The organism is Duganella sp. LjRoot269 (genome assembly GCF_964254095.1).
Taxonomy (GTDB): domain Bacteria; phylum Pseudomonadota; class Gammaproteobacteria; order Burkholderiales; family Burkholderiaceae_D; genus Rugamonas; species Rugamonas hordei.
The window spans coordinates 1638408-1662737 of sequence record NZ_CAXUSL020000001.1; the positions used below are offsets into that span (position 1 = coordinate 1638408).

The window sequence follows — 24330 nt, forward strand, 5'->3', positions numbered from 1 at the left end:
TGGTATTTGCCATACATATGGACGATGATGCATAGTGTCAGCTTCCCCAGCCACAACAGAAAAACAGAGGATATACATGTCTAACAATTCCCCATTCCAGGCAGCTGACATTATTCGCGCCCGTATCCCAGCCGGCTTCAAGCCGCGCGTGGCGATGATCCTTGGTTCGGGCCTCGGTGTGCTGGCCGAACAAATGACCGACGCGGTCACCATCAGCTTCAACGAACTGCCGGGCTTCCCGATCTCCACCGTGCACGGCCACGCCGGCGAACTGGTGGTCGGCACGCTGTCGGGCGTGCAGGTGGTGTGCATGAAGGGCCGCGGCCACGTCTACGAAGGCTACGGCCTGGGCGTGATGACCAGCGCCGTGCGCACCATGAAGCTGCTGGGTTGCGAGATGCTGTTCGTGACCAATGCCGCCGGTTCGCTGCGCACCGAAGTCGACGCCGGTTCGCTGGTGGCGCTGACCGACCATATCAACTTCCTGCCTGGCACGCCGATGATGGGCCCGAACGACGAGCGCTTCGGCCCGCGCTTCTTCAGCATGGCCAACGCCTACGATGCCGACCTGCGCGCGCTGCTGAAGTCCTCGGCCGCCGAGAAGAACGTCCCGATGCACGAAGGCGTGTACATCGCCTACGCCGGTCCGAACTTCGAAACGCCTGCGGAAATCCGCGCCTTCAAGACGCTGGGCGCCGATGTCGTCGGCATGTCGGTGGTGCCTGAAGTGGTGTCGGCCCGCCACTGCGGCCTGAAGGTGGTCGGCGTGTCCGCCATCACCAACCTGGCAGAAGGCCTGTCGCCGTTCCCGCTGTCGCACGAGCAGACCCTGAAGTACGCAGCCGTCGCGGCGAAGTCGCTGATTGAAGTGATCCTGGGCTTCCTGGCCAACGTGGCCAAAACGCCGCAGGCGTAAGATAACGAGGGGCGGCTGGTCCGCCCCTTTTGCATTGTTAGCTCGTCATTCGCTTTCGCGGGAATGACGGAGCGTCAGCGGATGGGAGTACACAATGAAACGCGCATTTATTCTGCTGCTTGACTCGTTCGGTCTGGGCGCCACGCCCGATGCCGCGAAGTACAACGACGTCGGCGCCAATACCTTCGGCCACATCGCCGAGTGGGCCGCCAAGAGCGGCAAACCGATGTCGCTGCCGACCATGGAAAAACTGGGCCTGGCCGCCGCCGCCCATACCGCCAGCGGCCAGTGGGCCGCCGGCTTCGAACAACGCGAAGGATTCACCGCCGCCTACGGCGCCGCGCGCGAACGCTCGACCGGCAAGGACACCCAGTCCGGCCATTGGGAAATCGCCGGCGTGCCGGTGGAATTCGACTGGGGCTACTTCCCGAAAACGGTGCCGTCGTTCCCGGCCGAGCTGACCCAGAAGCTGCAGGAACTGACCGGCGTGCCGGGCTTCCTCGGCGACTGCCACGCATCGGGCACGGAGATCATCAACAAGCACGGCGACGAGCACGTCGCCAGCGGCAAACCGATCATCTACACTTCCGCCGACTCGGTGCTGCAGATCGCGGCGCACGAGGAATCGTTCGGCCTGGAGCGCCTGTATGAAGTGTGTGAGATCGCCTTCAAGCTGGTCGAGCCGTACAACATCGGCCGCGTGATCGCCCGTCCTTTCACCGGCGCCAACGGCAACTACACCCGCACCACCAACCGTCACGACTACGCGGTCGCGCCACCGGCGCCTACGCTGCTCGACCACGTGAAGAACGACGGCGGCGAAGTGATCGCCCTCGGCAAGATCAGCGACATCTTCGCGACCCAGGGCGTATCGCGCCTGGTCAAGGGCAAGGACAACATGGCGCTGTTCGACGCGCTGCTGAAGGTGGAAGAAGAAGCCGGCGACAAGTCGCTGACGTTCGTGAACTTCGTCGACTTCGACCAGGCCTTCGGCCACCGCCGCGACGTGACCGGCTATTCGAACGCGCTGCACGAGATGGATGCGCGCCTGCCCGAGTTCATCGGCAAGCTGAAAGAGGGCGACCTGGTCGTCATCACCGCCGACCATGGCTGCGATCCGACCTGGCCGGGCTCCGACCACACGCGCGAGCACATCCCGATGATCTTCTTCGGTCCGGGCGTGAAAGCGCGCCAGCTGCCGATCTCCGAAACCTTCTCCGACATCGGCCAGACCCTGGCCCATCACCTCGGCGTCAAACCACTTTCCCACGGAAGCAACCTGTTATGAGCATTGATTTCAAGCGCAACGAGGCGGTCCCACTGGACCTGGGCTGGATCAACCACATCCACATCAACAAGAGCGCGGCCGACCGCCGCGCCGCCAGCCTGGCGAACCGCCGCACGGTGAAGAAGGAGTTCCAGGCCGCTTGGCTGGTCAAGGCCATCGGCCTGATCGACCTGACTACGCTGTCCGGCGACGACACCCCGGGCCGCGTCGAGCGCCTGTGCATGAAAGCCATGCGTCCGCTGCGTTCGGACCTGGTCGAGGCGCTGGGCCTGCAGGACGTCAAGCTGACCACCGGCGCCGTCTGCGTCTACCACGAGATGATCAAGCCGGCGGTGCAGGTGCTGCAAGGCCGTTTGCCGATCGCCGCCGTGTCGACCGGCTTCCCCGCCGGTTTGACCAGCATGGAAACCAAGGTGCGCGAGATCGAGCTGTCGGTGGCCGCGGGCGCGACCGAGATCGATATCGTCATCACCCGTCAGCACGTCTTGACGGGTAACTGGCAGGCGCTGTACGACGAGATGGTCGCCTACCGCAAGGCTTGCGGCGAAGCGCACGTCAAGGCCATCCTGGCGACCGGTGAACTGGTCACGCTGGAAAACGTCGCCAAGGCGTCGTGGGTGTGCATGATGGCCGGCGCGGACTTCATCAAGACATCGACCGGCAAGGAGCCGGTGAATGCGACGATCCCCGTGTCGCTGACGATGGTGCGCGCGATCCGCGAGTACCACGAGCAGACCGGCTTCAAGATCGGCTACAAGCCTGCGGGCGGCGTCGGCACGGCCAAGGCCGCGCTGCAGTATCTGACCCTAATGAAGGAAGAACTGGGCAACGAGTGGCTCGAGCCGCACCTGTTCCGCATCGGCGCATCGAGCCTGCTGACCGACATCGAACGCCAGCTTGAGCACTATGTGACCGGCAACTACTCCGCCGCTCACCGCCACGCGCAACCCTAACGCAGCTACAAGATTACGGACACGTCATGCCATCAATTAAAGAGATCCTGAACACTATGGAATACGGCCCAGCACCCGAAAGCCAAAAAGAAGCGCAAGCGTGGCTGGAACAGCACGGCCGCACCTTCGGCCTGTTCATCGACAATCAGTGGAGCGAGCCGGGCGAGCTGTTCGCCTCGACCAACCCTGCCGATGCGGCCAAGCTGGCCGACCTGACGCAAGCCACCGGCAGCGACGTCGATCGTGCCGTCGCAGCCGCGCGCGCCGCGCAGCCGGGCTGGCAGGCGCTGGGCGGTCACGGCCGCGCCAAGGTCATGTACTCGCTGGCGCGCCTGATGCAAAAGCATGCGCGCCTGTTCGCGGTGCTGGAAACGCTGGACAACGGCAAGACCATCCGCGAAACCCGCGACATCGACCTGCCGCTGGTCGCGCGCCACTTCTACTACCACGCCGGCTGGGCACAACTGCAAGCCGAAGAATTCAGCGACTACCGCGCCGTCGGTGTGGTCGGCCAGATCGTGCCGTGGAATTTCCCGCTGCTGATGCTGTCGTGGAAAATCGCTCCGGCCATGGCCGCCGGTAACACCATCGTCTTCAAGCCGGCCGAATTCACGTCGCTGACCGCGATGCTGTTCGCCGAGATCTGCGTGCAAGCCGGCGTGCCGGCCGGCGTGATCAACATCGTCACCGGCGACGGCCGCGTGGGCGAAGCGATCGTCAACCATCCCGGCATCGACAAGCTGGCCTTTACCGGTTCGACCGAAGTGGGCCGCCTGATCCGCGTCGCCACGGCGGGCAGCGGCAAGAAGCTGTCGCTGGAACTGGGCGGCAAGTCGCCGTTCATCGTGTTCGACGACGCCGACCTGGATGCCGCCGTTGAAGGCCTGGTCGATTCGATCTGGTTCAACCAGGGCCAGGTCTGCTGCGCGGGTTCGCGCCTGCTGGTGCAGGAATCGGTGCAGGATAAATTCCTGGCCAAGCTGCGCGCCCGCATGGACAAGCTGACTCTCGGTTCGCCGCTGGACAAGTCGATGGACATCGGCGCGCTGGTCGATCCGGTGCAGCAGCAGCGCATCGCCGGCCTGGTGGAATCGGCCCGCGCCGAAGGCTGCGACGTGTACCAGCCGAAGTGCGAAATCCCTGCCAACGGCTCGTGGTTCCCGCCGACGCTGATCACCGGCGCATCGACTTCCGCCGCCGTGGCGCAGGCCGAGATCTTCGGCCCTGTGCTGGTGGCGATGAGCTTCCGCACCCCGCCGGAAGCCGTGCAGCTGGCGAACAACACCGTCTATGGACTGGCCGCCTGCGTGTGGACCGAGAACATCTCGCTGGCGCTGGATGTCGCGCCGCAGATCAAATCCGGTGTGGTGTGGATTAACACCGCCAACCAGTTCGACGCCGCCTGCGGCTTCGGCGGCTACCGCGAATCCGGCTTCGGTCGTGAAGGCGGCCGCGAAGGCATGTACGAGTACATGACCGCGCTGTCGGAAGATGCGCGCCCTGCGGCGCCGGTGGTTGAGGCGAAGGCCAAGCCTAAAGCCGCTCCTGTATCTGGTGGCGCGTTCGCCATCGACCGCACCGCCAAGCTGTATATCGGCGGCAAACAGGCACGCCCTGACGGCGCCTACAGCCGCGCCATCCACGGCGCCGACGGTTCCTTCATCGGCGAAGTCGGCGAAGGCAACCGCAAAGACATCCGCAACGCGGTGGAAGCGGCGCACAAGGCGGGCGGCTGGGCGAAAGCCACGTCGCACAACCGCGCGCAGGTGCTGTATTACATCGCCGAAAACCTGGCCGCGCGCGGCGAGGAGTTCGCCGCCCGCATCGCCGCCATGACCGGCACCAAGAACGCTGAAAAAGAAGTGCAAGCTTCGATCGAGCGCCTGTTCTACTACGCCGCGTGGGCCGACAAGTACGACGGCCTGGCGCACCAGCCGCCGATGCACGGCATTACCGTTGCGCTGAACGAGCCGGTCGGCGTGATCGGCATCGTCTGCCCGAACGAGTCGCCGCTGCTGGGCTTCATCTCGCTGGTGGCGCCTGCGATCGCGCTGGGTAACCGCGTGGTGGTGGTGCCATCGGAAGCGCATCCGCTGTCGGCGACCGATTTGTACCAGGTGCTCGACACGTCGGACCTGCCGGACGGCGTGGTCAATATCGTCACCGGTTCGGCGGACGAGCTGGCGCGTACGCTGGCTTCGCACTCGGATATCGACGCGGTATGGCGTCACGACGGTTCGGCCGAAGGTTGCGCGGAAGTGGAGCGCTTGTCGGCCGCATCGCTGAAGCGTACCTGGGTTGGCGGGGCCAAGGGCCGCGACTGGTACAGCACGGCGCAAGCCGGCGGCCGCGCGGTGCTGGCGCATGCGTCGCAAGTCAAGAACGTCTGGATTCCTTACGGCGTCTAAGTAATAGCTCAGTAATACGGGCGGGTCCGCGGACCCGCCCTTGTGCTTTCAATACCCAATAATTTGAAGTGGAGAATTCCATGTTTTTACCCCAAGAGATCATTCGCAAGAAGCGTGACGGCGGCGTCCTGAGCGCCGAGGAGATTCAGTTCTTCGTCGGCGGCATCACCTCGAACCGCGTCACCGAAGGCCAGATCGCCGCGCTGGCGATGGCCGTCTTCTTCAACGACATGACCATGGACGAACGCGTCGCCTTCACACTGGCCATGCGCGATTCCGGCGAAGTGCTGGACTGGCGCTCGCTGGACCTGCCAGGCCCGGTGGTCGACAAGCACTCCACCGGCGGCGTCGGCGACGTGGTCTCGCTGCTGCTCGGCCCCATGGTCGCAGCCTGCGGCGGCTTCGTGCCGATGATCTCCGGCCGCGGCCTGGGCCACACCGGCGGCACGCTGGACAAGTTCGATTCCATCCCCGGCTACACCACCGTGCCGACCAATGAGCAGTTCCGCAAAGTAGTCAAGGAAGTTGGCGTCGCCATCATCGGTCAGACCTCGTCACTGGCGCCGTCGGACAAGATCTTCTACGGCGTGCGCGATGTGACCGCCACCGTGGAATCGGTCGCCATGATCACCGGCTCCATCCTGTCGAAGAAGCTGTCGGCGGGCCTGGATGCGCTGGCCATGGACGTCAAGGTGGGCAGCGGTGCCTTCATGCCGACCTACGACAAATCGGTGGAACTGGCCGACAGCATCGTCAAGGTCGGCAACGGCGCCGGCATGATGACCTCGGCCATCCTGACCGACATGAACGAATCGCTGGCGCCATACGCCGGCAACGCGCTGGAAGTGCGCGGCGCGATGGACTACCTGACCGGAAAATCGCGTCCTGCGCGCCTGCACGAAGTGACGATGGCGCTGTGCGCCGAGATGCTGGTGCTGGGCAAGCTGGCCGCCACCGAAGAAGAAGCGCGCGCCAAGCTGCAGGCGTCGCTGGACAGCGGCGAAGCGGCCGAGCGCTTCTCGCGCATGGTGGTGGCGCTGGGCGGCCCGGCCGACCTGATGGATAATCCGGACAAGTACCTGGAGCGCTCGCCTATCATCGTGCCGGCGCCTGCGCTGGTCTCCGGCTATGCCGCCACCGCCAACTGCCGCGACATCGGCCTGGCCGTGGTGTCGCTGGGCGGCGGCCGCCGCCGCGCCGCCGATCCGATCGACTTCGCCGTCGGCCTGACCGACCTGGCAGGCCTGGGCGACAGGATCGAAGCCGGCCAGCCGCTGGCGATGGTGCATGCGCGTACGCAGGAAGCCGCCCAGCAGGCGGTGCGCGAAATCCAGGCGGCCTACCAGATCGCCGACGCCGCACCGGCCGCGAATCCGGTCATCTACCGCACGATCCGTCCATAAGAGAGCCGGTCATGAACAAACAAGAACTGATCGCCGAAGCCGCCGCCGCGCGCCTGAAGGCTTACACGCCGTACTCGAACTTCAAGGTCGGCGCCGCGTTGCTGACCAACGACGGCAAGGTCTTCCACGGCTGTAACGTGGAGAATGCTTCCTATGGCCTGTGCAACTGCGCCGAGCGTACCGCCTTCTTCAGCGCTTTCGCACACGGCTACAAGCCGGGCGATTTCAACCAGTTGGTGGTCATCGGGGAGACCGACGGTCCTATCGCGCCGTGCGGCGCCTGCCGCCAGGTGATCCTGGAATTGGGCGGCAACGAGCTGCCGGTGCTGCTGACCAATCTCAAAGGCGACATCTTCGAGACCACCGCAGCCGGGCAACTGCCGAACGCGTTCGGCGGCGCCGACCTGAGAAGGAAGTAAGCCACCTTGGCCTTCAAGAAGACTATCGATGTGCAGGCGGCCGTCGCGATCGCGGCGGCTGAAGCCATTGCCGCAAAAACCCAGGGCACCTTCGGCGTCGGCGGCCTGATGCTCGATCAGCACGGCAACGTGCTGCAGTCGCTGCACAACAACGTCATCAAGCAGGGCCTGATCTTCGACCCGACCGCGCACGGCGAACGCCAGTTGATCGACTGGTATTACGCCGAACGCGCCAAGGGCCGCGAACTGCCCGCGCCGGAAGACATCACCATCGTCACCTCGCTCGATCCCTGCTGCATGTGCAGCGGCGCGATCCTGGCGGGCGGCTTCAATGTGGTGGTGGCGGCGCCGGACCGCAACGCCGGCGTCAACTTCGACGAAAGCGCCGGCTTCAACGCGCTGCCGGAAGCGCTGCGCCAGCAGGCGGCGGCAAGCTTCAGCTACCCGGCCATCCTCGGATCGTCGCTGTACGCGCGCGCCGGTTCGGGCGCCACGCCGAAGTCCTTCTTCATCGGCAAAACCATCTCCGAACCGACGCAAGCCTTGTGCGCACTGGTGTTCGAGGCCACCTCCGGCGAGGTGATGGAGCTGTTCAATACCGATCTGCCGCAGCAGCAATTGAAGTGTCCATTGACTCTGCCGCCCGACCACGCCATCGTGCACGCCTTGAAGCAGCTGTATCCCGACGCGCTGGCCTACCGCTGCACCCCGCATCAGCCGGACGTGGGCCTGGCGCCGTTCCTGAAGCAGGCGATGGCGCGCGACCGCGAACATGGCGGGGCAGGGGATGCGGTGGCCTTGCTGGATTCGTTCGGCAACCTGCTGCTGTGCATGCCGGGGCGGATGACGCAGTCTGGCATCCGCAGCGCCTTCATGGAAACCACGCGCGCCTACGCGCAGCTGCGCTACAAGCTGATGGCCGGTGCCACGGTGGCGCAGCAGGACGAGGTGCGCCGCTACCTGGGCCATCCGAAGGACGGCACCTTCGTCTTCGCCAAGGGGCCGGATGCCGGCGCGGTCAGCTTCATGAACCTGGGCGCCTACGGCTCGACCATGGAAGGCCCGCTGCCGCTGAAGAATCCGACGCAGTTCCAGTACGTGCTGCCGGCCATGCCCGAAGCGGAACTGGCCGCGCTGTGCGCCGCCATGCCGCCGCTGTACCGCAGCGTCATCCGCATCCGCCCCACCCAGGTCGCCGACCCGGACCTGGTCGCAGCCTTGTCCTGAGCTACAACAGCCGTAGCGTCGATGCCTTCAGCGTGGCGGCGGCACGCGTGGTGCATCCCAGTTTGCGGAACACATTCTCAACGTGGGTGCGCACGGTGCTCGGGCTGATGGCCAATGCGCGCGCCACTTCCTTGTTGGTCTGTCCGAGGCTGATGCCCCGGAAGACTTCAATCTCCCGCTCCGTCAACACGATGTTGGTGTGAACCGCCGCCGGCGTCGTGCCGCCGGTGACCGCGCGCGCCGCGCCGGCGTCGAAGCGGCCGCCTGCTGCTTCCGATTCCAGCACTGCGCGGGCCTGTTCCAGAGTCATCGCGGCCCGCCATGGCCGCGCAGATTGCAGCGCCACCCATGCGGTGGCAGCGGCGACGATGAGGCCCTCGAACGGGATGGCGGCGCCGGCGCAGGCCCTGAACGCGCCGCTGCCGTCGAGCCGCTCGGCGGCATATGAGCCGATATGGGCGGCGTCCGACAGGGTGCCCAGGCGCGCCGTGGAGCGACTGGTCCAGTATGGCGCCAGCCGCAGTTGCTCCCGCGCCGCCGCCGACAGCCGGCCGACGGTATTCCACACCGTGTTCGGCACCGCCGCGCGGCCGATGCCATGCAGCAGGCCGGCCCGGTAGCAGCGCTGCGCGGTCTCCGCTTCAAGACCCATGGCCAGCGCGCCGCAACGGGCCGCTTCCGCCACCCGGCGCGAATAGCCCGTCATCCAGGGCAGCTTGAGATCGATCACGTCGGCCAGCAACTCCAGCGGCACCATGTCCCCGGTGGCGGCCCCGAACGCCAGGTCGGCGTGCCAGCTCTCGTCGCGGTCCAGCACCTCCAGCCACTGCGAGGCATGACGCACCGCCACCGCGGCCAGCGCAGCCGGGTAGGCGTGCCCGCTTTTGTGGACGATGATGGACAAGGCCCGCTCCAGCCCCTGCACGCGGCTGAGCACTTCCACATCGCTGGCCAGGGCAACGATGAAGACGCTCGGGCTGGCGCCGTCGGCCGTGGAGAAGATCGAGCGCAGCGCCAGTTCGACGTCGTCCGATACATTCAGCATGCGGGCGACGTCGCCGGATACCTCGCAATGGATCTCGGCCAGCCGCTGCATGTCGCCGTGCAGCCGTTGGCCCATCAGTGCATAGGCGGGATCGTCCAGTTTCTGCGACAGCATCAGCGCCCGGCCTTCGACGTCGTCGCCCAGCAGCTCGCTGAATTCGGGGGCGTTGGCGGTGCAGCCCGACCAGCGCAGCAACGCGACTTGCGGGACGGCCGCGCAGTCCGCATCGCCGCAGCCGGCCGCTTCTGCGATGCGCCAGGCCAGCCACGCGGTCCGCAGCGAGTGGTCGGTGGGCTGGCCCATGGTCAGGTCGCCGATATAGGCCAGCGCGTGCATGGTGTCGGTGACGGAGGCGGGGGTATCAAGGTTCATGGACCGATTATAGCGAGCGGCGCGGCATCGCAGGCATCGGACATTCGACCGATTCCCCGGCGCCGCCGGGCGGCGCATAGTGCGGCTTCACTTCAACCATACGAGGAAGCACCATGAAACGCATCTCCACCCTGATCGCCGTCGCCACGCTGGCGCTGGCCGGATCCAGTTTTGCCGCCGACCGCCCGGTGCACCTGCGCGGCGAAGTCACCGCCGTTGGCGCCGGTGATTTCGTCGTCACCGACCGCAAGGGCACCAAGACCACCATCAAGCTGCCTGAACAGGCGCAAGTGCTGGACGTTTCGCGCAGCAGCCAGGCGGCCATCCAGGAAAACAGCTACCTGGGCATCGCCGCCGCGCCGGCGCCGCAGGGCAAGGTGCGCGCCATGGGCGTGATGGTGTTCCCCGAGGCGGCGCGCGGCTTGAACGAAGGCCATTTCCCATGGGATCTCGGCGATCGCGGCACGATGACCAACGCCACCGTCGCCAAGGTGGTCAAGAAGGCCAGCGCCACCGAGCTGGAAATGCGCTTCGGCGGCAAGGCGCAGCAGGTGGTGCTGGACAAGGACACCGTCTACGGCCAGTTCGTTCCAGGCAAGCGCGAGTTGATAGTCGTCGGCGCCAAGGTGTTGGTGATCGGCGCATCGGCCGCCGATGGCGCCACCGCCGCCAACGCTGTGATGGTGGGCCGCGACGGCTTCCTGCCGCCGATCTGAGCCGCATAGAGAGGAGGCCGCCGCATGACGACCGCATCGACCGACATCGGCGGCGGCCCGCCGCTCTGGGTACGCCTGTGCCACTGGACCAATGCCGTGGTGTTCCTGCTGATGCTGACCAGCGGCTGGCAGGTGTTCAACGCCTCGCCGTTCTGGATCGACCATTTTCCCACGGCGCTGACGCTGGGCGGCAGCCTGCCCGGCGCCTTGCTGTGGCATTTCGCCGGCATGTGGGTGCTGGCGGCCAACGGCATCGTCGCGCTGACGCTGCTGGCCGCCAGCGGCCGCCTGCGGCACTTGTACCTGTCGCTGGGCCGAAGCCACAAGCCCGGCGGCGAACGCAGCCGGGTGCAGAAGATCGCCTACCTCGGCGTGCTGGTGCTGCTGACGCTGGAAATCCTGTCCGGCCTGGCGATCTGGAAGCCGGTGCAGCTGCAAGCGCTGACGCAACTGGCCGGCGGCTTCCAGCGCGCCCGCGAAGTGCATTTCATCTGCATGGCCCTGCTGGGCATGTTTGTTGCCGGCCATGTGGTGCTGGCGCTGTCGTCGCCGCGTCTGCTGCTGGCGATGCTGGGGTTGAACAGGAGGACCAGATGAAGGAACGGAGGAAGGACTTGGATGCTGGACGGCGTGGCTTCCTGCGGCTGGCGCTGGGCGGCGGTGCCGCCGCGCTGCTGCAAGGCTGCGCGGGCACCGACAACGACACTGTTGCCGCCGCGCTGCGCGGCGTATCGCGCTTCAACGACGCGGCGCAGGCCGCGCTGTTCTCGCCGCAAACGCTGGCGCCGTTGTACCCGCGCAGCGAACTGACGCTGCCGTTCCGCTTCAATGCGTTTTATTCGGAAGCGTCGGTGCCGGAAATCGACGAGGCCGGCTGGCGCCTGGCCGTGGATGGCATGGTGCTCAGCCCCGGCGACTGGACGCTGGCGCAGCTGAAATCATTGCCGCCGCTGACGGAAATCACCCGCCTGATCTGCATCGAAGGCTGGAGCGCGGTCGGCCAGTGGACCGGTGTGCCGCTGCATTATTTCCTCGGCCTGGTCGGCGCCAATACGCGCGCGAAATATGTCGCCTTCCGCTGCGCCGACGGCTACTACACCAGCATCGACATGGCCAGCGCGCTGCACCCGCAAACCATGCTGGCCTTCAGCTTCAACGGCTCGGCCAGCCTGCCGGACGAATTCGGTTTTCCATTGCGGCTGCGTATCCCGACCAAGCTGGGGTTCAAGAACCCCAAGCACCTGACCGGGATCACCGTGACCGATCAATTCACCAGCGGCTACTGGGAAGACCTGCACGGCTACAACTGGTTTGCCGGCCTTTAGGCTGCGGACGTATCGGCCTGCATCATGCCGAAGATGTTGCCGTCGGGGTCCTTGGCGTAGGCCAGCCAGCCGACGCCGGGCACCGCCATCTTCGGCACCACCACTTCCGCCTTCAACTGGTCGACTTGCGACAGCGTGTCGTCCAGCTGTTCGACGTCGACCGTGCAGACAAAGGCGTTCACGCTTTGCATCGGCTCCGGCACCGCACCGCGTCGCGGCAGCAGGCCGCCGTTGATGCCGGGCTTGCTGCCGTCGCCGGTGTCGATCAGCCAGTATTCGCCGCCTTCCCAGCGGTGAAAATTCCAGCCGAACAGCGAGCCGTAAAAATCGATCAGCGCCTGCGGCTGGCTGGCCTGGATTTCAAAATGTACTGGACGTCCCATGGTCTGCTCCTTAGTCTTCCGGATCGTAGGTGCCGATGCTCCAGATATGGCCTTCGGGATCGCGGCAGGTGAAGCCGCGTCCGCCGTAGTCCTCATCCTTGATGTCGAGCAGGATTTTCGCGCCCGATTCAAGCACGCGGCCGTACACCAGGTCGGCGTTGTTGACGACCAGGTAGGTGCTTTGCGTGTTGAAGCCGCCGACCTCGCCGGGCTGCTTCATCAGGCGGCCGTATTCAGTGTCGAACACCGAACCCAGCATGATCATGCTGTTGCCGAAACTGAGCTGTGCGTGGGCGATGGTGCCGTCCTCGTTGGGCACCACCAGCGTCGCTTCGAAGCCGAGGGTGGTGCACAGCCAGTCGATGGCGGCGGGCGCATCGCGATAGCGCATGCAGGGGATGACGTTGCAGAGAGTCTGCTTGGGTATGCTGGACATTGTTCTCTCCCTATCCTGGGTAGTGGAACAGATTCGATCGCGTTTGACACCCTGCCGTTCGCCGGGCTGGGGCGAGCGGATGAGAAATAAAAGTATATATTGATAACGATCAGACAGGGCTTACATTTGCTGAAATAAATGCGCGTTGCCACGGCTGACTTCCAGTTGCTCGGCGAAGTTGCGTATCTTTACCATCTGCCGTCCGCGCAGGTCGCGCGTGACTTCTTCGATGGCATCCACGCGCACCAAGGTCGAGCGGTGGATGCGCCAGAACTCGTCCGGGTCCAGCTCGTCGGCCAGCTCCTTCAGCGTCTTGCGTATCAACACTTCCGAGCCCTCGGTCTGCACCCGCGTGTATTTTTCATCGGCGCGGAAGAACAGCACTTCGCGCGTGCTGATCATGCGCAGGTTGCTGCCCACCACCGCCTGGATCCAGCGCAGGTACTCCGGCTTGGTCTCCGGCTTGCTGTGGTGTGACAGCAACTGGCTCAGCTGCCGTTCGATGTTCGACGGCTGCTGGCCGATCAAGGTCTGCAGCCGCGCGCAGGTGGTCTTCAGCCGGTCGCCGCCGACCGGCTTGAGCAGATAATCCAGCGCGCCCTGCTCGAACGCCTCGATCGCGTACTGGTCGTAGGCGGTGACGAACACCAGGTGGCAGCGGTTGAACAACATGCGCGCCGCCTCGATGCCGGACAGGCCGGGCATGCGGATATCCAAAAACACGATGTCCGGCTGGTGCTGGCCGGCCAGCGCCACGGCCTCGATGCCGTTGGCCGCCTCGGCCACGATCTCCAGTCCCGGCCAGGCGTCCAGCAGGCGCGCGCGCAGCTGCTGGCGCATCGGTTGCTCGTCGTCGGCGATCAGCGCGGTGGCGCGGCGCTGGCCGCTGCTTGCGGGGAAATTCATTTGCTGCTCCCGGCAAAAATATCCGGCGCATACGGAATGCGCACGCTGGCCCGGGTGCCGCCCGTCAGCGGTGCCTCGATCACCAGCTGCGCGCGGTTGCCGTACAGGATGCGCAGGCGTTCGCGTACATTGGCCAGGCCGATGCCGTCGCCGGCGTGGATGTTGAAACCGATGCCGTCGTCGAGCACGTCGACCTGCAGCATCTGGCCGTCGACGCTGGCGCGGATGTCGATGCGGCCGCCTTGTATCTTGGGTTCCAGGCCGTGCTTGATGGCGTTCTCGATCAGGATCTGCAACATCATCACGGGGAAGGTGGCGCTCAGCATTTCGGCCGGCACGTCGATCGACACCGCCAGCCGCGCGCCCATGCGCGCCTGCATGATGGCCAGGTAGGCGCGACATTTCGATCTGCCGGCCCAGCGTGCCGGCGCCCTTGGCGCGCATCTGCGGCAAGGTGGCGCGCAGGTAGTCGATCAGGTTCTGGTGGATGCGCGCCGCCTGCGGCGGATCGGTTTCGATCAGCTGGCCGATCAGGGCCAGCGTGTTGAACAGGAAGTGCGGTTCGACCTGGGCCTGCAGCGCGGCCATGCGCGCCTCGACCACGCGCCGTTCCATGCCTTCCTCGTCGGCGTGGCTGGTGGCGTGGCGCGCCTCGATCTCGGCCTTGCGCTTGCCGCCGGCCAGCACCTTCAGGCCGAACGACAGCAGGATGAAGGCGCCGGTCTGCTTCGGCAGGCCGAACGGCGTCAGGCCGAAGATCAGCAACAGCAGCCAGATCATCATCAGCTTGCGCCACTCGACCTGGGCCAGCCAGTCGAAGAAACGCCACCACAGGCTGACCGCGGTTTCGCCTATCTCGCGGACGATGTCGAGCAGGCTCTTGGCGTTGTCGTAGCCGGCCTTGGCCAGCCGGGATTTCTTCATTGCTTGTGCTCCTGGTGGCGGCGCTGGCGGCGGCTGCCGACCACGCACGCGCCGACCGCGATCTTCAGCAGCAGGAAGAAGGCGAACAGCACCATCGCCAGCGGCAGGATGGTCAGGATGAAGGCCAGGATCAGCGCCGCACCCAGCAGCGCCGGCGGCGACATGCGCTGCACCAGGCGCACGCCGTACCGTATCGTTTGCGCGAGGGCGTGGAAGATTTCTTCCAGCAGATCGACCACCGCCTGGCTGTTGAATTTGCTCATGTCGTGTCTCCATCAAATCGTTGCGATGGAATCACTGTAACAAAGCCTTCCCATGGCCAACAGAGGATTCCGACCAACGGCGGTTTCGGCGGAATGAACCGGTTATTCCACGCGATGAGTGGTCCAGTCGCTGCGCAGCAGGCCGTAGATGGTGCTGCCCGAGATTTCGCCGCCGACGAACCAGCGTTCGCGCAGATGCCCCTCGACCTGGAAATGCAGGCTTTCCAGCAGGCGGGCGGAGGCAATGTTATCGGGATGGATATCGGCTTCGATGCGATGCAGCTCCAGCGGGCCGAAGCCGTGGCTGATCAGCGCCGCCAGCGCCTCCTGCATGTAGCGCCGGCCCCAGTGCGGCCGCGCCAGCATGTAGCCGATTTCGCAGCGGTGGTTGCGGCGGTCGAAGGCGTACAGCGTGGCGGTGCCGATCACCTCGCCGTCCGGCAGCGCCATGGCCAGGCGCAGCGCGCTGCCGTCCAGGTAGGCGCGCTGCGTCTGTTCGATATTGTCGACAGCCTGGGAAATGTCCAGCCAGGGGGCGCTGCTCCAGTGGCGCAGCGCTTCCGGATCGGAGAACAGGCGGAACATGGCGGCGGCGTCGGCGGTTTCCACAAAGCGCAGGGTCATGCGCGGAGTGTGCAGCTGGAATGGTTCAAAGCTGGGCATGGCGATACTCGAGAGGTAACAGCCCTCTAGCTTAGCGTAATTATTATCAAAATGTGCTTTTACGATGGACTGCTGACAGGAAATTATGATATGCTAATTGCAATTGTTATTAATATTTGGTAATTGTTGAGTGGCCGCAAGGCCGCTCCTTCTTTTTCTTGAGGACAGATTGATGATCACCCGTACCCGTCTTGCCCTGGCCGTCGTCGCCATGGTTTCCAGCGCGGCCCAGGCCGCCCCGCTGAGCGCGACCGAGATGCTGCGCCAGTTCAATGTGGTGGTCAGCGGCAACCTGAACTCGACCTCGCACGTCGACGGCCGCACTTACGTGGGCGGCGACGCCGTCGGCGGCGATTATGTACAGCACGTCAACGACACGCCGGCCTCGGCTTACGCCGGCCTGACCGTGGGCGGCAATTACAGCGGCAATACGCATGTGAACGGCCTGGGCGCTGTGGTCGGCGGCAACGCCAGCGGCGTCAACGTCAATAGCGGCAGCACCTATGTCGGCGGCTCGGCCAGCAATTCGAGCTTCAACGGCGACGCCTGGATCGTCGGCAGCGCCTCCAGCGTCAACTTCAACGGCAAGGGCCATGCCGCCAGCTATAGCGGCACCAATAACAACAACGTACTCAACGCCCCGACCGGTATCATGAACAGCACCCTGGCCGCATCGACGTCGACCAACTTCTCGTCGGTGATGACCGGGCTGTCGAGCCAGTTGTCGTCGTTGCAGGCGACCGCCGGCACCTCGGTGGTCTTCAGCAACAACGACCACCAGGTGACGCTGAACGGCAGCGGCGTCAACGGCGTGCTGGTGTTCGACCTGACCGCGCTCGACACGAAGATCTTCTCGTCCACGACCACGGATATTTCGTTCAACCTGAGCAACGCCAGCACGGTAATCTTCAACACCAACGACTCCACGCTGAACCTGATGGCCAACTTCAACCAGGCGCAAAGCCTGGGCAGCAAGCTGATCTGGAACTTTGCCGGCCACGACACCAGCGTCAGCGTCGGCCGCACCTTCGGCGGCCAGGTGCTGGTCGCGGACGGCAGTTTCAGCAATACGGGCGGCGCCAACGTCGAAGGCGGCGTGTTCGCCAAGACGCTGAACCAGTACGGCGAAGTCCACTTGCAAAGCTTCAGCGGCACCATCCCGACCGCGCCGGTGCCGGAACCGGAAACCTACGCCATGCTGCTGGCCGGACTGGGCCTGATGGGCGCCGTCGCCCGCCGCCGCAAGCAATAAGCCGGCCCCGACAGCGCTGCAATACCCCGGATCAACGATGGCCATTTGGTCATCGTTGATTTTTTTTCGTCGCATTTAAAGCGAAGCCGGCGTGTTTTTACTTGTGATTCAGAAATGAAATATGAAGTTGTGATATCCTTGGGGTAACTTAAATTGCCTTTAGGAACATTATGCCTGCTGTCGCGAAAAGTGCTGTTTCCGCCGTTGTGCTCGCCATCGCCTCGCTGGGCGGCGCCCAGGCTGCCGTGCTGGATTTGGGGCTGAGCGGCGCCAATGTATTTTCGTTCACCGACTTCAAGGCGCCCAGCGCCGACGTCGAAGGCGCGATCATGGCCGGCCGCGATGTCCAGCTGAACAATTACTCGGTCAACTACAACAACGTCGATGCGTTCGGCGGCTATTCGCTGATCGTCGGCGGCAACCTGAAATTCACCAGCGGCTCGATCAAGAACGGCGACACCTATGTCGGCGGCACGACCAGCGTCACCAAGCAGGTCGACATGTACTCGCCTGTCAAGACCGGTACCGCGCCGGTCAACCTGGGCGCGCTGAGCACCCAGCTGAAGAGCACCTCGTCCTCGCTGTCGAAGCTGGCGACCACCGGCAGCGCGGCGGTCCAGTGGGGCGGCTTGAACATCACCGGCAGCAAGAAGGCTGTCGAAGTGATCGATATCGACGCCAAGTCGCTGTCCTCCGTCACCTATTTCAACTTCAGCAACCTGAACGCTGGCTCCACGCTGATCTTCAACGTCAGCGGCGACAAGGCCAGCTTCAACGGCGGCTACCAGGGCTTCGAGAATTACAACGTGCTGTTCAACTTCTATCAGGCGACCGATCTGGGCGTGCACACCGGCCTGACCGCCAACATCCTGGCACCGAAGGCCAGCGTAACCGGCGGCAGCGGCGTGATCAACGGGAATGTGATCGTCGATTCATGGAGCTCGTCGGTGCAGATCAACGCCAACCACTTCTTCAAGGCGACCAACATACAAGGTTTTACCAGTCCTGTGCCGGAACCGGAAAGTTACGCGATGCTGCTGGCCGGCCTGGGTTTGATGGGCTTTATTGCCCGCCGCCGCAAGCAGGCTGCGGCACGCTGATCGCCGCCAGCACCATGTCGACGATGACCTTCTCGGCATCGTCGAAGTCTTTTTTCGTCAGCTGTTTGCGGTTCAACACCAACGCCATCTGCGCCGAGAAATCGGCATAGGACTGGGTCATCGCCCAGATCGCAAACAGCAGGTGGGTCGCGTTGATCGGCGCGATCTTGCCCTCGCTGATCCACTTCTCGAACACCTCGATATCCTTGCGCACCAGCGGCACCACGCGGCTCTGTATCTGCTCGCCGTACAGCTGCGCGCCGCTGATCACTTCCATCGCATACACGCGCGACGCCCACGGCTGCTCGCGCGAGAACTTCAGCTTGGCCTGCACGTAGGTGCGCAGCACCTCGCGCGGATCCTGGTCCTCGGCGGCCAGGTTTTCCATGCGTTCCAGCCATTCGTCCAGCACCTCGTCCAGCACGCGCTGGTACAGCGCCTGCTTGGTCGGGAAGTAGTACATCAGGTTCTGCTTCGACAGCCCGGCGTTTTCCGCCACGGTGGCGATCGACGTGCCCTCGTAGCCGCATTCGGCAAACACGCGCACCGCCTCGGCGGCGATGTCGGCTTCGAGCTTGTCGCGGTTGAGAACGCGCCGCTTGATCTTCGGCGCTGGCTCTGCATTCAGTTTTGCTGTCGGCATATGAGTCTCAGGAAGGTCAGGAGTTGAGGTTGGTCGGTGTAGGCCACGTTGAACCGGAACCAGATCGATTCCGGTGCGCGCAGCATGAAGAAGTCGCACGGCGACAGCAGGATGCCGGACTTGAGCGCCTGGTCGGCGATGATCTTGCCGTTCCAGTCGGCGGTGGGCGCATCGCTCCAGCCGGCGCTGACGAACATGCCGCCGCGCGGCCGCGCCAGCGGTTCCATGCCGGCGCTGCGCAGGCTGTCGATGGTGCGTTCGCGACCGGCCTCCAGCTGCGCGGCCAGCTTGTCCACCATGCGCTTGTAGGGCCGCGCGGTGATCGCGTGGTAGACGGCGCGCTCGTTGATCTCGGAGGTGGTCAGCCCGGCCAGCATCTTCACCCGCAGCAGCTCGGGGATCAGCGAGGCCGACGCGCAGATCGAGCCCACGCGCAGCACCGGCGACAAGGTCTTGGAGAAGCTGCCGACGCGGATCACGCGCCGCAGGCCGTCCATCGCCGCCAGCGAGGCTTCGCCGCGCGGCGCCAGCTCGCGGTAGATGTCGTCCTCCACCAGCCAGAAGTCGAACTGCTCGGCCAGGCCGAGCAGGCGGTGCGCCTGCGCCGCGCTGAGCGAGGTGCCCAGCGGGTTTTGCAGCACCGTGTTGACGAACATGAGCTTGGGCTGGGTCTGCGCCGCCTGTCTGGCCAGCGTGTCGAAATCCAGGCCGTTCTCGCCGCGCGGAATGCCGACCGGCACGCAGCCGTGGTGGCGTATCAGCGACAGCAGGTTGCTGTAGCCGGGATCCTCGACGAACACGGTGTCGCCCGGCTTGGTCAGCGTGCGCAGGATCAGGTCGAAGGCGTGGGTGGCGCCGTGGGTCAGCAGCACCTGCTCCGGCTCGACCGGGAACAGCTCGTCGCTCAGCGTCGACGACAGCTGCTGGCGCAGCGACGGGAAGCCCAGCGGGTGGCCGTAGCCGCGCAGGCGGTTGGCCGGGATGCGCATCGCGTGGCGCACGGCGTCGAGGATGGTGTCCTCGCCGTACCACTCGGGCGGCAACCAGCCGGCCCCCACGGCCAGCGCCTCGGAGGTGCCGGAATACAGGTCGGGAGTGAGGGCGTCGATGGCTGTCGGCGTGGCTTGCAGCGTGGAAGGCAGCAGTGTTGCGGGAACGTCCTGGCGGGCCACGAAATAGCCGGAACCGCGGCGCGATGACAACAGTCCCAGGGTCACCAGACGGTCATAGGATTCGACAACTGTAAAGGTGCTGATGCCATTACACTTCGCAAATTGCCGTACGGAGGGCATTTTGGTTCCGATGCGCAACTCCCGGCGTCCCACCATGGCGCTGATGGCGGCGACGATCTGGTCGACCAGGCTGCCTTTCTTGCTGCGCTCTATGGCGAGCACGGGCCAGCCGGCCGCTCCGGGCGGACAGTCGGCTTGATCGATCACAGGATTCGCTAGGTCCATCCTTGACTCCAATTGCTGCGTAAAGCAAAACTGTAGTGTTTTTGTTGCCAGTACGGTTGGACAGTTTTGATATTTGTGTATCTGTGCCATAGTTGTTGCGCTGTCTATTATTGCATCATCATTTTGCCAACTGGTAAATTTTTTTACGGTTCGTCAAAAAAATCCTTACGTTTGCGAGCAAACTCGAAGCTGAATTGAGCTGTATCACAGGAGATGAGCATGAACGAGTCCAGACCTGAATCGATGGCGTCCTTCTGGATGCCGTTTACCAACAACCGCGACTTCAAGGCGCATCCGCGCCTGCTGGTATCGGCCGAAGGGATGTACTACAAGGATGTCGACGGCAACTCCATCCTCGACGGCACCGCCGGCCTGTGGTGCGTGCCCTGCGGCCACGCGCAGCCGAAGATCGTCGCCGCTGTGCGCGAGATGGTCGGCCAGCTGGATTTCGCGCCGACCTTCCAGATGGGCCACCCGGCCGCCTTCGACCTGGCCGAAAAGCTGATGGAGTACACCAATCACAAATTCGGCCACGTGTTCTACACCAACTCCGGCTCCGAAGCGGTGGACACGGCGCTGAAGATCGCGCTGGCCTACCACAAGGCGCGCGGCGAGGCGAGCCGCACCCGCCTGATCGGCCGCGAGCGCGGCTACCACGGCGTCGGCTTCGGCGGCATCTCGGTCGGCGGCATCGCGGGCAACCGCAAGCCTTACGGCGTCATGCTGCCCGGCGTCGATCACCTGCCGCACACGCACAACCTCGAGAAGAACGCCTACACCCGCGGCGAACCGGAATACGGCACCGAGCTGGCCGACGAACTGGAACGCATCGTCGCGCTGCATGACGCGTCGACCATCGCCGCCGTCATCGTCGAGCCGGTGGCTGGTTCGACCGGCGTGCTGATTCCGCCCAAGGGCTACCTGAAGCGCCTGCGCGAGCTGTGCACCAAGCACGGCATCCTGCTGATCTTCGATGAAGTGATCACCGGCTTCGGCCGCCTGACGACGCCGTTCGCGGCCGACTACTTCGACGTCGAACCGGACATGATGACCACCGCCAAGGGCCTGACCAACGGCGTGATCCCGATGGGCGCGGTGTTCAGCAAAAAATTCATCCACGACGCCTTCATGGAAGCGCCGGCCGGCATCGAACTGTTCCACGGCTACACCTACTCGGGCCACCCGGTCGCCTGCGCCGCCTCGCTGGCGACCTTGGAAGTGTTCAAGGAACAGAAGATCCTCGAACACGCCGCCGGCATGGCCGAATACTGGGCCGATGCGGTGCACTCGCTCAAGGGACTGCCGCACGTGATCGACATCCGCACCATCGGCCTGATCGCCGGCATCGAGCTGGCGCCTATCGCCGGCAAGCCGGGCGCGCGCGCCTTCGCCGCGTTCAAGCAGGCCTTTGCCGACGGCGTCCTGATACGCACGACGGGCGACATCATCGCGCTGTCGCCGCCGCTGGTGCTGGAGAAAAAACATATCGACGAACTTTTTGGAAAGCTGACGACTGTACTGAAAAACCTCGACTGACAAGGAGAACACCATGCTGGTAGGCGTCCCAAAAGAGATCAAAAACCAGGAGTCCCGCGTCGGCCTTACCCCGGCCAGCGTCAAGGAACTCGTATTGCGTGGTCATCAAGTGGTAGTGCAGAAAAACGCCGGCGTCGCCATCGGCCTGAGCGATGCGATGTATGAAGGCGCCGGCGCGACCATCGTCGAGGAGGCGAGCGAGATCTTCGCCCGTGCCGAGATGATCGTCAAAGTGAAGGAGCCGCAGCCGGAAGAATGCGCCATGCTGCGGAAAAGGCAGATCCTGTACACCTATCTGCACCTGGCGCCGGACCCCGAGCAGACCAAGGCCCTGGTGGAATCCGGCGCGGTTTGCATCGCCTACGAAACCATCACCGGCGCGAACGGCGGCTTGCCGCTGCTGGCGCCGATGAGCGAAGTGGCGGGGCGCATGTCGATCCAGGCAGGCGCCGCGCACCTGGAAAAATCCAAGGGCGGCATGGGCCTGCTGCTGGGCGGCGTGCCCGGCGTGGCGCCAGGCCATATCGCCATCATCGGCGCCGGCGTGGTCGGCACCAACGCGCTGCAGATGGCGGTCGGCATCGGCGCCCGCGTGACGATTTTGGACAAGAATATCGACCGCCTGCGCCAGCTCGACCTGGTGTACGGCAACCGCATCTCGACGATGTTCTCGAACGCGCACTCGATCGAGGAAGCGGTGCTTGATGCGGACCTGGTCATCGGCGGCGTGCTGGTGCCCGGCGCCGCCGCGCCCAAGCTGGTGACCAAGGCCATGATCGCGCGCATGAAGCCTGGCGCGGTGGTGGTCGACGTGGCGATCGACCAGGGCGGCTGCTTTGAAACGTCGCACGCCACCACGCACGAGAAGCCGACCTACGTGGTCGACGGCGTGGTGCACTACTGCGTGGCCAACATGCCGGGCGCCGTCGCCCGCACGTCGACCTTCGCACTGAACAACGCAACGATAGGCCACGCGGTGGCGCTGGCCGACAAGGGCTGGCAGAAGGCGCTGAAGGCCAATCCGCACCTGAAGAACGGTTTGAATGTCTGTCTCGGCCACGTCACCTATGAAGCGGTGGCGCATGGCCTTGGCTATACGTATGTGGACGCGGACACCCTGCTGGGCTGATCCGAATTTTAGAGAGAACGTTATGAGCAACCTGGACACCATCACCCATTACATCAACGGCGTCAAAGTCGATACGCAAAGCGGCCGCTACGCGGACGTGTTCAATCCGGCGCTGGGCGAGCCGGTGGCCAGGGTTGCGCTGGGCACGACGGAAGAAGTCGACGCCGCCGTGCGCGCGGCGGAGAAGGCTTTCCCCGCATGGTCCGCCACGCCGCCGCTGACGCGCGCCCGCGTCCTGTTCAAGTACCTGCAGCTGTGCCAGCAGCACACCGACGAATTCGCGGCGATGCTGACGCGCGAACACGGCAAGACCTTCGCCGATGCGCAGGGCGAAGTGGCACGCGGCATCGAGATGGTGGAATTCGCGGTCGGCATCCCGCAGATGCTGAAGGGCGAATTCACCGACCAGATCTCGCGCGGCATCGACGCCTGGTCGATGCGCCAGGCTCTGGGTGTGGTGGCCGGCATCACGCCGTTCAACTTCCCGGTGATGGTGCCGATGTGGATGTTCCCGGTGGCGCTGGCGTGCGGTAACACCTTCATCCTTAAGCCTTCCGAGCGCGATCCGTCGCCGTCGCTGCTGCATGCGCGGCTGTTGAAGGAAGCGGGTTTGCCGGACGGCGTGTTCAACGTCATCCAGGGCGACAAGGTGACTGTCGATGCGCTGCTCGATCATCCGGTGGTACAGGCGGTGAGCTTTGTCGGTTCGACGCCGATCGCGGAATACATCTACTCGCGCGGTTGCGCCGCGGGCAAGCGCGTGCAGGCGCTGGGCGGCGCCAAGAACCACATGGTCGTGATGCCGGATGCGGACATGGAAATGACTGTCGATGCGCTGATGGGCGCGGCCTACGGTTCCGCCGGCGAGCGCTGCATGGCGATCTCGGTGGTGGTGGCCGTCGGCGATGCCGGCGACAAGATTGTCGATGCACTGGCAAAGCGCACCGCCGCACTGAAAGTGCGCGACGGCATGGCGTCCGACGCCGAAATGGGGCCTGTCGTTTCAAGCGCGGCCAAGCAGCGCATAGAGCGCTTGATCGGCGAAGGCGTGGAGCAGGGCGCGAAACTGGTGGTCGATGGGCGCAACCATGTCGTGGCAGGACGCGAGAACGGCTTCTTCATCGGCGGCACTTTGTTCGATCATGTCACGCCGGATATGACGATTTACAAGGAAGAGATTTTCGGCCCCGTGCTGTGCATGCTGCGCTCGCCGGACGTTGGTAGTGCGGTGGAACTGATCAACCGCAACGAGTACGGCAACGGCGTGGCGATCTACACCCGCGACGGCGGCGTGGCGCGCGAGTTCGTGCGGCAGATCCAGGTGGGCATGGTCGGTGTCAACGTGCCGTTGCCGGTGCCGATGGCCTTCAACAGTTTCGGCGGCTGGAAGCGCAGTCTGTTTGGCGACCATCACGCGTATGGTCCCGAGGGCGTGCGTTTCTACACGCGCCACAAGGCGGTGATGCAGCGCTGGCCGAACACCGCAAGCGCTGGCGCAGAATTTGCATTCCCTCAGATGAAGTAAGCTCCCGTCATTCCCGCGCAGGCGGGAATCCATACACAGCA

Annotated in this window: 24 protein-coding genes and 1 pseudogene; 15 read left to right on the forward strand and 10 right to left on the reverse strand. The window is 64.6% G+C overall.

The genetic code is table 11. The annotated features are described in order from the left end of the window. Nucleotides 1-76 precede the first annotated feature (76 nt). The 7 genes from xapA to ACSQ3S_RS07270 all read left to right on the forward strand — a co-directional run bounded on the left by xapA (nucleotide 77) and on the right by ACSQ3S_RS07270 (nucleotide 8614). Entirely contained in the window at nucleotides 77-916 is an 840-nt protein-coding gene (gene xapA, locus ACSQ3S_RS07240) for a xanthosine phosphorylase (protein ID WP_176654576.1), read from the forward strand. 94 nt (nucleotides 917-1010) lie between these two features. Beyond that, on the forward strand, nucleotides 1011-2204 hold the full coding sequence (locus ACSQ3S_RS07245) for a phosphopentomutase (RefSeq protein WP_176654575.1): 1194 nt from the start codon (nucleotides 1011-1013) through the stop codon (nucleotides 2202-2204). After that, entirely contained in the window at nucleotides 2201-3157 is a 957-nt protein-coding gene (gene deoC, locus ACSQ3S_RS07250) for a deoxyribose-phosphate aldolase (RefSeq protein WP_176654574.1), read from the forward strand. Before ACSQ3S_RS07245 ends, deoC begins: the two co-directional genes overlap by 4 nt. 26 nt (nucleotides 3158-3183) lie before the next feature. Next, a complete protein-coding gene (locus ACSQ3S_RS07255; protein WP_436141976.1) occupies nucleotides 3184-5565 on the forward strand; it encodes an aldehyde dehydrogenase family protein in 2382 nt (793 codons plus the stop codon). Between the two features lie 80 nt (nucleotides 5566-5645). Continuing rightward, on the forward strand, nucleotides 5646-6968 hold the full coding sequence (gene deoA, locus ACSQ3S_RS07260) for a thymidine phosphorylase (RefSeq protein WP_436141977.1): 1323 nt from the start codon (nucleotides 5646-5648) through the stop codon (nucleotides 6966-6968). Between the two features lie 11 nt (nucleotides 6969-6979). After that, the gene (locus ACSQ3S_RS07265) at nucleotides 6980-7387 is read left to right on the forward strand and encodes a cytidine deaminase (protein ID WP_436141978.1); all 408 of its coding nucleotides are present in this window, start codon (nucleotides 6980-6982) and stop codon (nucleotides 7385-7387) included. Between the two features lie 6 nt (nucleotides 7388-7393). Next, the gene (locus tag ACSQ3S_RS07270; protein ID WP_413446992.1) at nucleotides 7394-8614 is read left to right on the forward strand and encodes a nucleoside deaminase; all 1221 of its coding nucleotides are present in this window, start codon (nucleotides 7394-7396) and stop codon (nucleotides 8612-8614) included. A gap of 1 nt (nucleotide 8615) precedes the next feature. On the opposite strand, the gene ACSQ3S_RS07275 is transcribed toward ACSQ3S_RS07270, so the two are convergent. Next, a complete protein-coding gene (locus tag ACSQ3S_RS07275) occupies nucleotides 8616-10031 on the reverse strand; it encodes an HD domain-containing phosphohydrolase (RefSeq protein ID WP_436141979.1) in 1416 nt (471 codons plus the stop codon). Between the two features lie 113 nt (nucleotides 10032-10144). Here ACSQ3S_RS07275 and ACSQ3S_RS07280 point away from each other — a divergent pair, with 113 nt between their 5' ends. Genes ACSQ3S_RS07280 through ACSQ3S_RS07290 form a run of 3 tightly spaced genes read left to right on the forward strand, consistent with a single transcriptional unit; the run spans nucleotide 10145 to nucleotide 12072 of the window. Continuing rightward, nucleotides 10145-10747 carry a hypothetical protein gene (locus ACSQ3S_RS07280; RefSeq protein ID WP_436141980.1) on the forward strand — a complete coding sequence of 201 codons (603 nt, stop codon included), beginning with the start codon at nucleotides 10145-10147 and terminating at the stop codon, nucleotides 10745-10747. A 24-nt stretch (nucleotides 10748-10771) separates the two neighbouring features. Continuing rightward, nucleotides 10772-11344: a cytochrome b/b6 domain-containing protein gene (locus ACSQ3S_RS07285; RefSeq protein ID WP_436141981.1), complete on the forward strand. Its 573-nt coding sequence runs from the start codon at nucleotides 10772-10774 to the stop codon at nucleotides 11342-11344. Beyond that, nucleotides 11341-12072, forward strand: a complete 732-nt coding sequence (locus ACSQ3S_RS07290) for a molybdopterin-dependent oxidoreductase (protein ID WP_436141982.1) — start codon at nucleotides 11341-11343, stop codon at nucleotides 12070-12072. Before ACSQ3S_RS07285 ends, ACSQ3S_RS07290 begins: the two co-directional genes overlap by 4 nt. Here ACSQ3S_RS07290 and ACSQ3S_RS07295 read toward each other — a convergent pair. The 7 genes and pseudogenes from ACSQ3S_RS07295 to ACSQ3S_RS07325 all read right to left on the reverse strand — a co-directional run bounded on the left by ACSQ3S_RS07295 (nucleotide 12069) and on the right by ACSQ3S_RS07325 (nucleotide 15647). Further along, nucleotides 12069-12455 carry a VOC family protein gene (locus tag ACSQ3S_RS07295; RefSeq protein ID WP_176654567.1) on the reverse strand — a complete coding sequence of 129 codons (387 nt, stop codon included), beginning with the start codon at nucleotides 12453-12455 and terminating at the stop codon, nucleotides 12069-12071. The two genes, ACSQ3S_RS07290 and ACSQ3S_RS07295, sit on opposite strands and share 4 nt — an antisense overlap. Before the next feature lie 10 nt (nucleotides 12456-12465). Continuing rightward, nucleotides 12466-12891: a VOC family protein gene (locus tag ACSQ3S_RS07300; protein WP_176654566.1), complete on the reverse strand. Its 426-nt coding sequence runs from the start codon at nucleotides 12889-12891 to the stop codon at nucleotides 12466-12468. Nucleotides 12892-13011: 120 nt separating this feature from the next. Then, nucleotides 13012-13797, reverse strand: coding sequence for a LytR/AlgR family response regulator transcription factor (locus ACSQ3S_RS07305; RefSeq protein WP_436144998.1), 786 nt, complete (start codon nucleotides 13795-13797; stop codon nucleotides 13012-13014). Then, nucleotides 13794-14177, reverse strand: a complete 384-nt coding sequence (locus ACSQ3S_RS07310; RefSeq protein ID WP_436144999.1) for a sensor histidine kinase — start codon at nucleotides 14175-14177, stop codon at nucleotides 13794-13796. Before ACSQ3S_RS07310 ends, ACSQ3S_RS07305 begins: the two co-directional genes overlap by 4 nt. An 82-nt stretch (nucleotides 14178-14259) precedes the next feature. Continuing rightward, a pseudogene (locus ACSQ3S_RS07315) lies at nucleotides 14260-14721 on the reverse strand (sensor histidine kinase); the annotation flags it as partial. Then, on the reverse strand, nucleotides 14718-14984 hold the full coding sequence (locus ACSQ3S_RS07320) for a hypothetical protein (protein WP_413446989.1): 267 nt from the start codon (nucleotides 14982-14984) through the stop codon (nucleotides 14718-14720). The pseudogene ACSQ3S_RS07315 and the gene ACSQ3S_RS07320, both read right to left, overlap by 4 nt. Nucleotides 14985-15086: 102 nt before the next feature. Continuing rightward, on the reverse strand, nucleotides 15087-15647 hold the full coding sequence (locus tag ACSQ3S_RS07325; protein WP_436141983.1) for a GNAT family N-acetyltransferase: 561 nt from the start codon (nucleotides 15645-15647) through the stop codon (nucleotides 15087-15089). A gap of 172 nt (nucleotides 15648-15819) precedes the next feature. Here ACSQ3S_RS07325 and ACSQ3S_RS07330 point away from each other — a divergent pair, with 172 nt between their 5' ends. Together ACSQ3S_RS07330 and ACSQ3S_RS07335 are read left to right on the forward strand one after the other, a co-directional pair. Continuing rightward, nucleotides 15820-16899: an FxDxF family PEP-CTERM protein gene (locus ACSQ3S_RS07330; protein ID WP_436141984.1), complete on the forward strand. Its 1080-nt coding sequence runs from the start codon at nucleotides 15820-15822 to the stop codon at nucleotides 16897-16899. 170 nt (nucleotides 16900-17069) lie between these two features. Next, nucleotides 17070-17999, forward strand: coding sequence for a choice-of-anchor A family protein (locus ACSQ3S_RS07335; protein WP_436141985.1), 930 nt, complete (start codon nucleotides 17070-17072; stop codon nucleotides 17997-17999). On the opposite strand, the gene ACSQ3S_RS07340 is transcribed toward ACSQ3S_RS07335, so the two are convergent. Further along, nucleotides 17962-18642 (reverse strand): TetR/AcrR family transcriptional regulator, encoded by a 681-nt coding sequence (locus ACSQ3S_RS07340; protein ID WP_353399962.1) that lies wholly within the window; start codon nucleotides 18640-18642, stop codon nucleotides 17962-17964. The genes ACSQ3S_RS07335 and ACSQ3S_RS07340 overlap by 38 nt on opposite strands. Further along, nucleotides 18624-20099: a PLP-dependent aminotransferase family protein gene (locus tag ACSQ3S_RS07345; protein WP_353399964.1), complete on the reverse strand. Its 1476-nt coding sequence runs from the start codon at nucleotides 20097-20099 to the stop codon at nucleotides 18624-18626. Before ACSQ3S_RS07345 ends, ACSQ3S_RS07340 begins: the two co-directional genes overlap by 19 nt. Before the next feature lie 219 nt (nucleotides 20100-20318). On the opposite strand from ACSQ3S_RS07345, the gene ACSQ3S_RS07350 reads away from it, so the two are divergent. Genes ACSQ3S_RS07350 through ACSQ3S_RS07360 form a run of 3 tightly spaced genes read left to right on the forward strand, consistent with a single transcriptional unit; the run spans nucleotide 20319 to nucleotide 24289 of the window. Further along, nucleotides 20319-21635 carry an aspartate aminotransferase family protein gene (locus tag ACSQ3S_RS07350; RefSeq protein WP_413446988.1) on the forward strand — a complete coding sequence of 439 codons (1317 nt, stop codon included), beginning with the start codon at nucleotides 20319-20321 and terminating at the stop codon, nucleotides 21633-21635. 13 nt (nucleotides 21636-21648) lie between these two features. Beyond that, entirely contained in the window at nucleotides 21649-22764 is a 1116-nt protein-coding gene (gene ald, locus ACSQ3S_RS07355; protein ID WP_436141986.1) for an alanine dehydrogenase, read from the forward strand. A 22-nt stretch (nucleotides 22765-22786) separates the two neighbouring features. After that, nucleotides 22787-24289 (forward strand): CoA-acylating methylmalonate-semialdehyde dehydrogenase, encoded by a 1503-nt coding sequence (locus tag ACSQ3S_RS07360; RefSeq protein ID WP_413446986.1) that lies wholly within the window; start codon nucleotides 22787-22789, stop codon nucleotides 24287-24289. Nucleotides 24290-24330 lie beyond the last annotated feature (41 nt).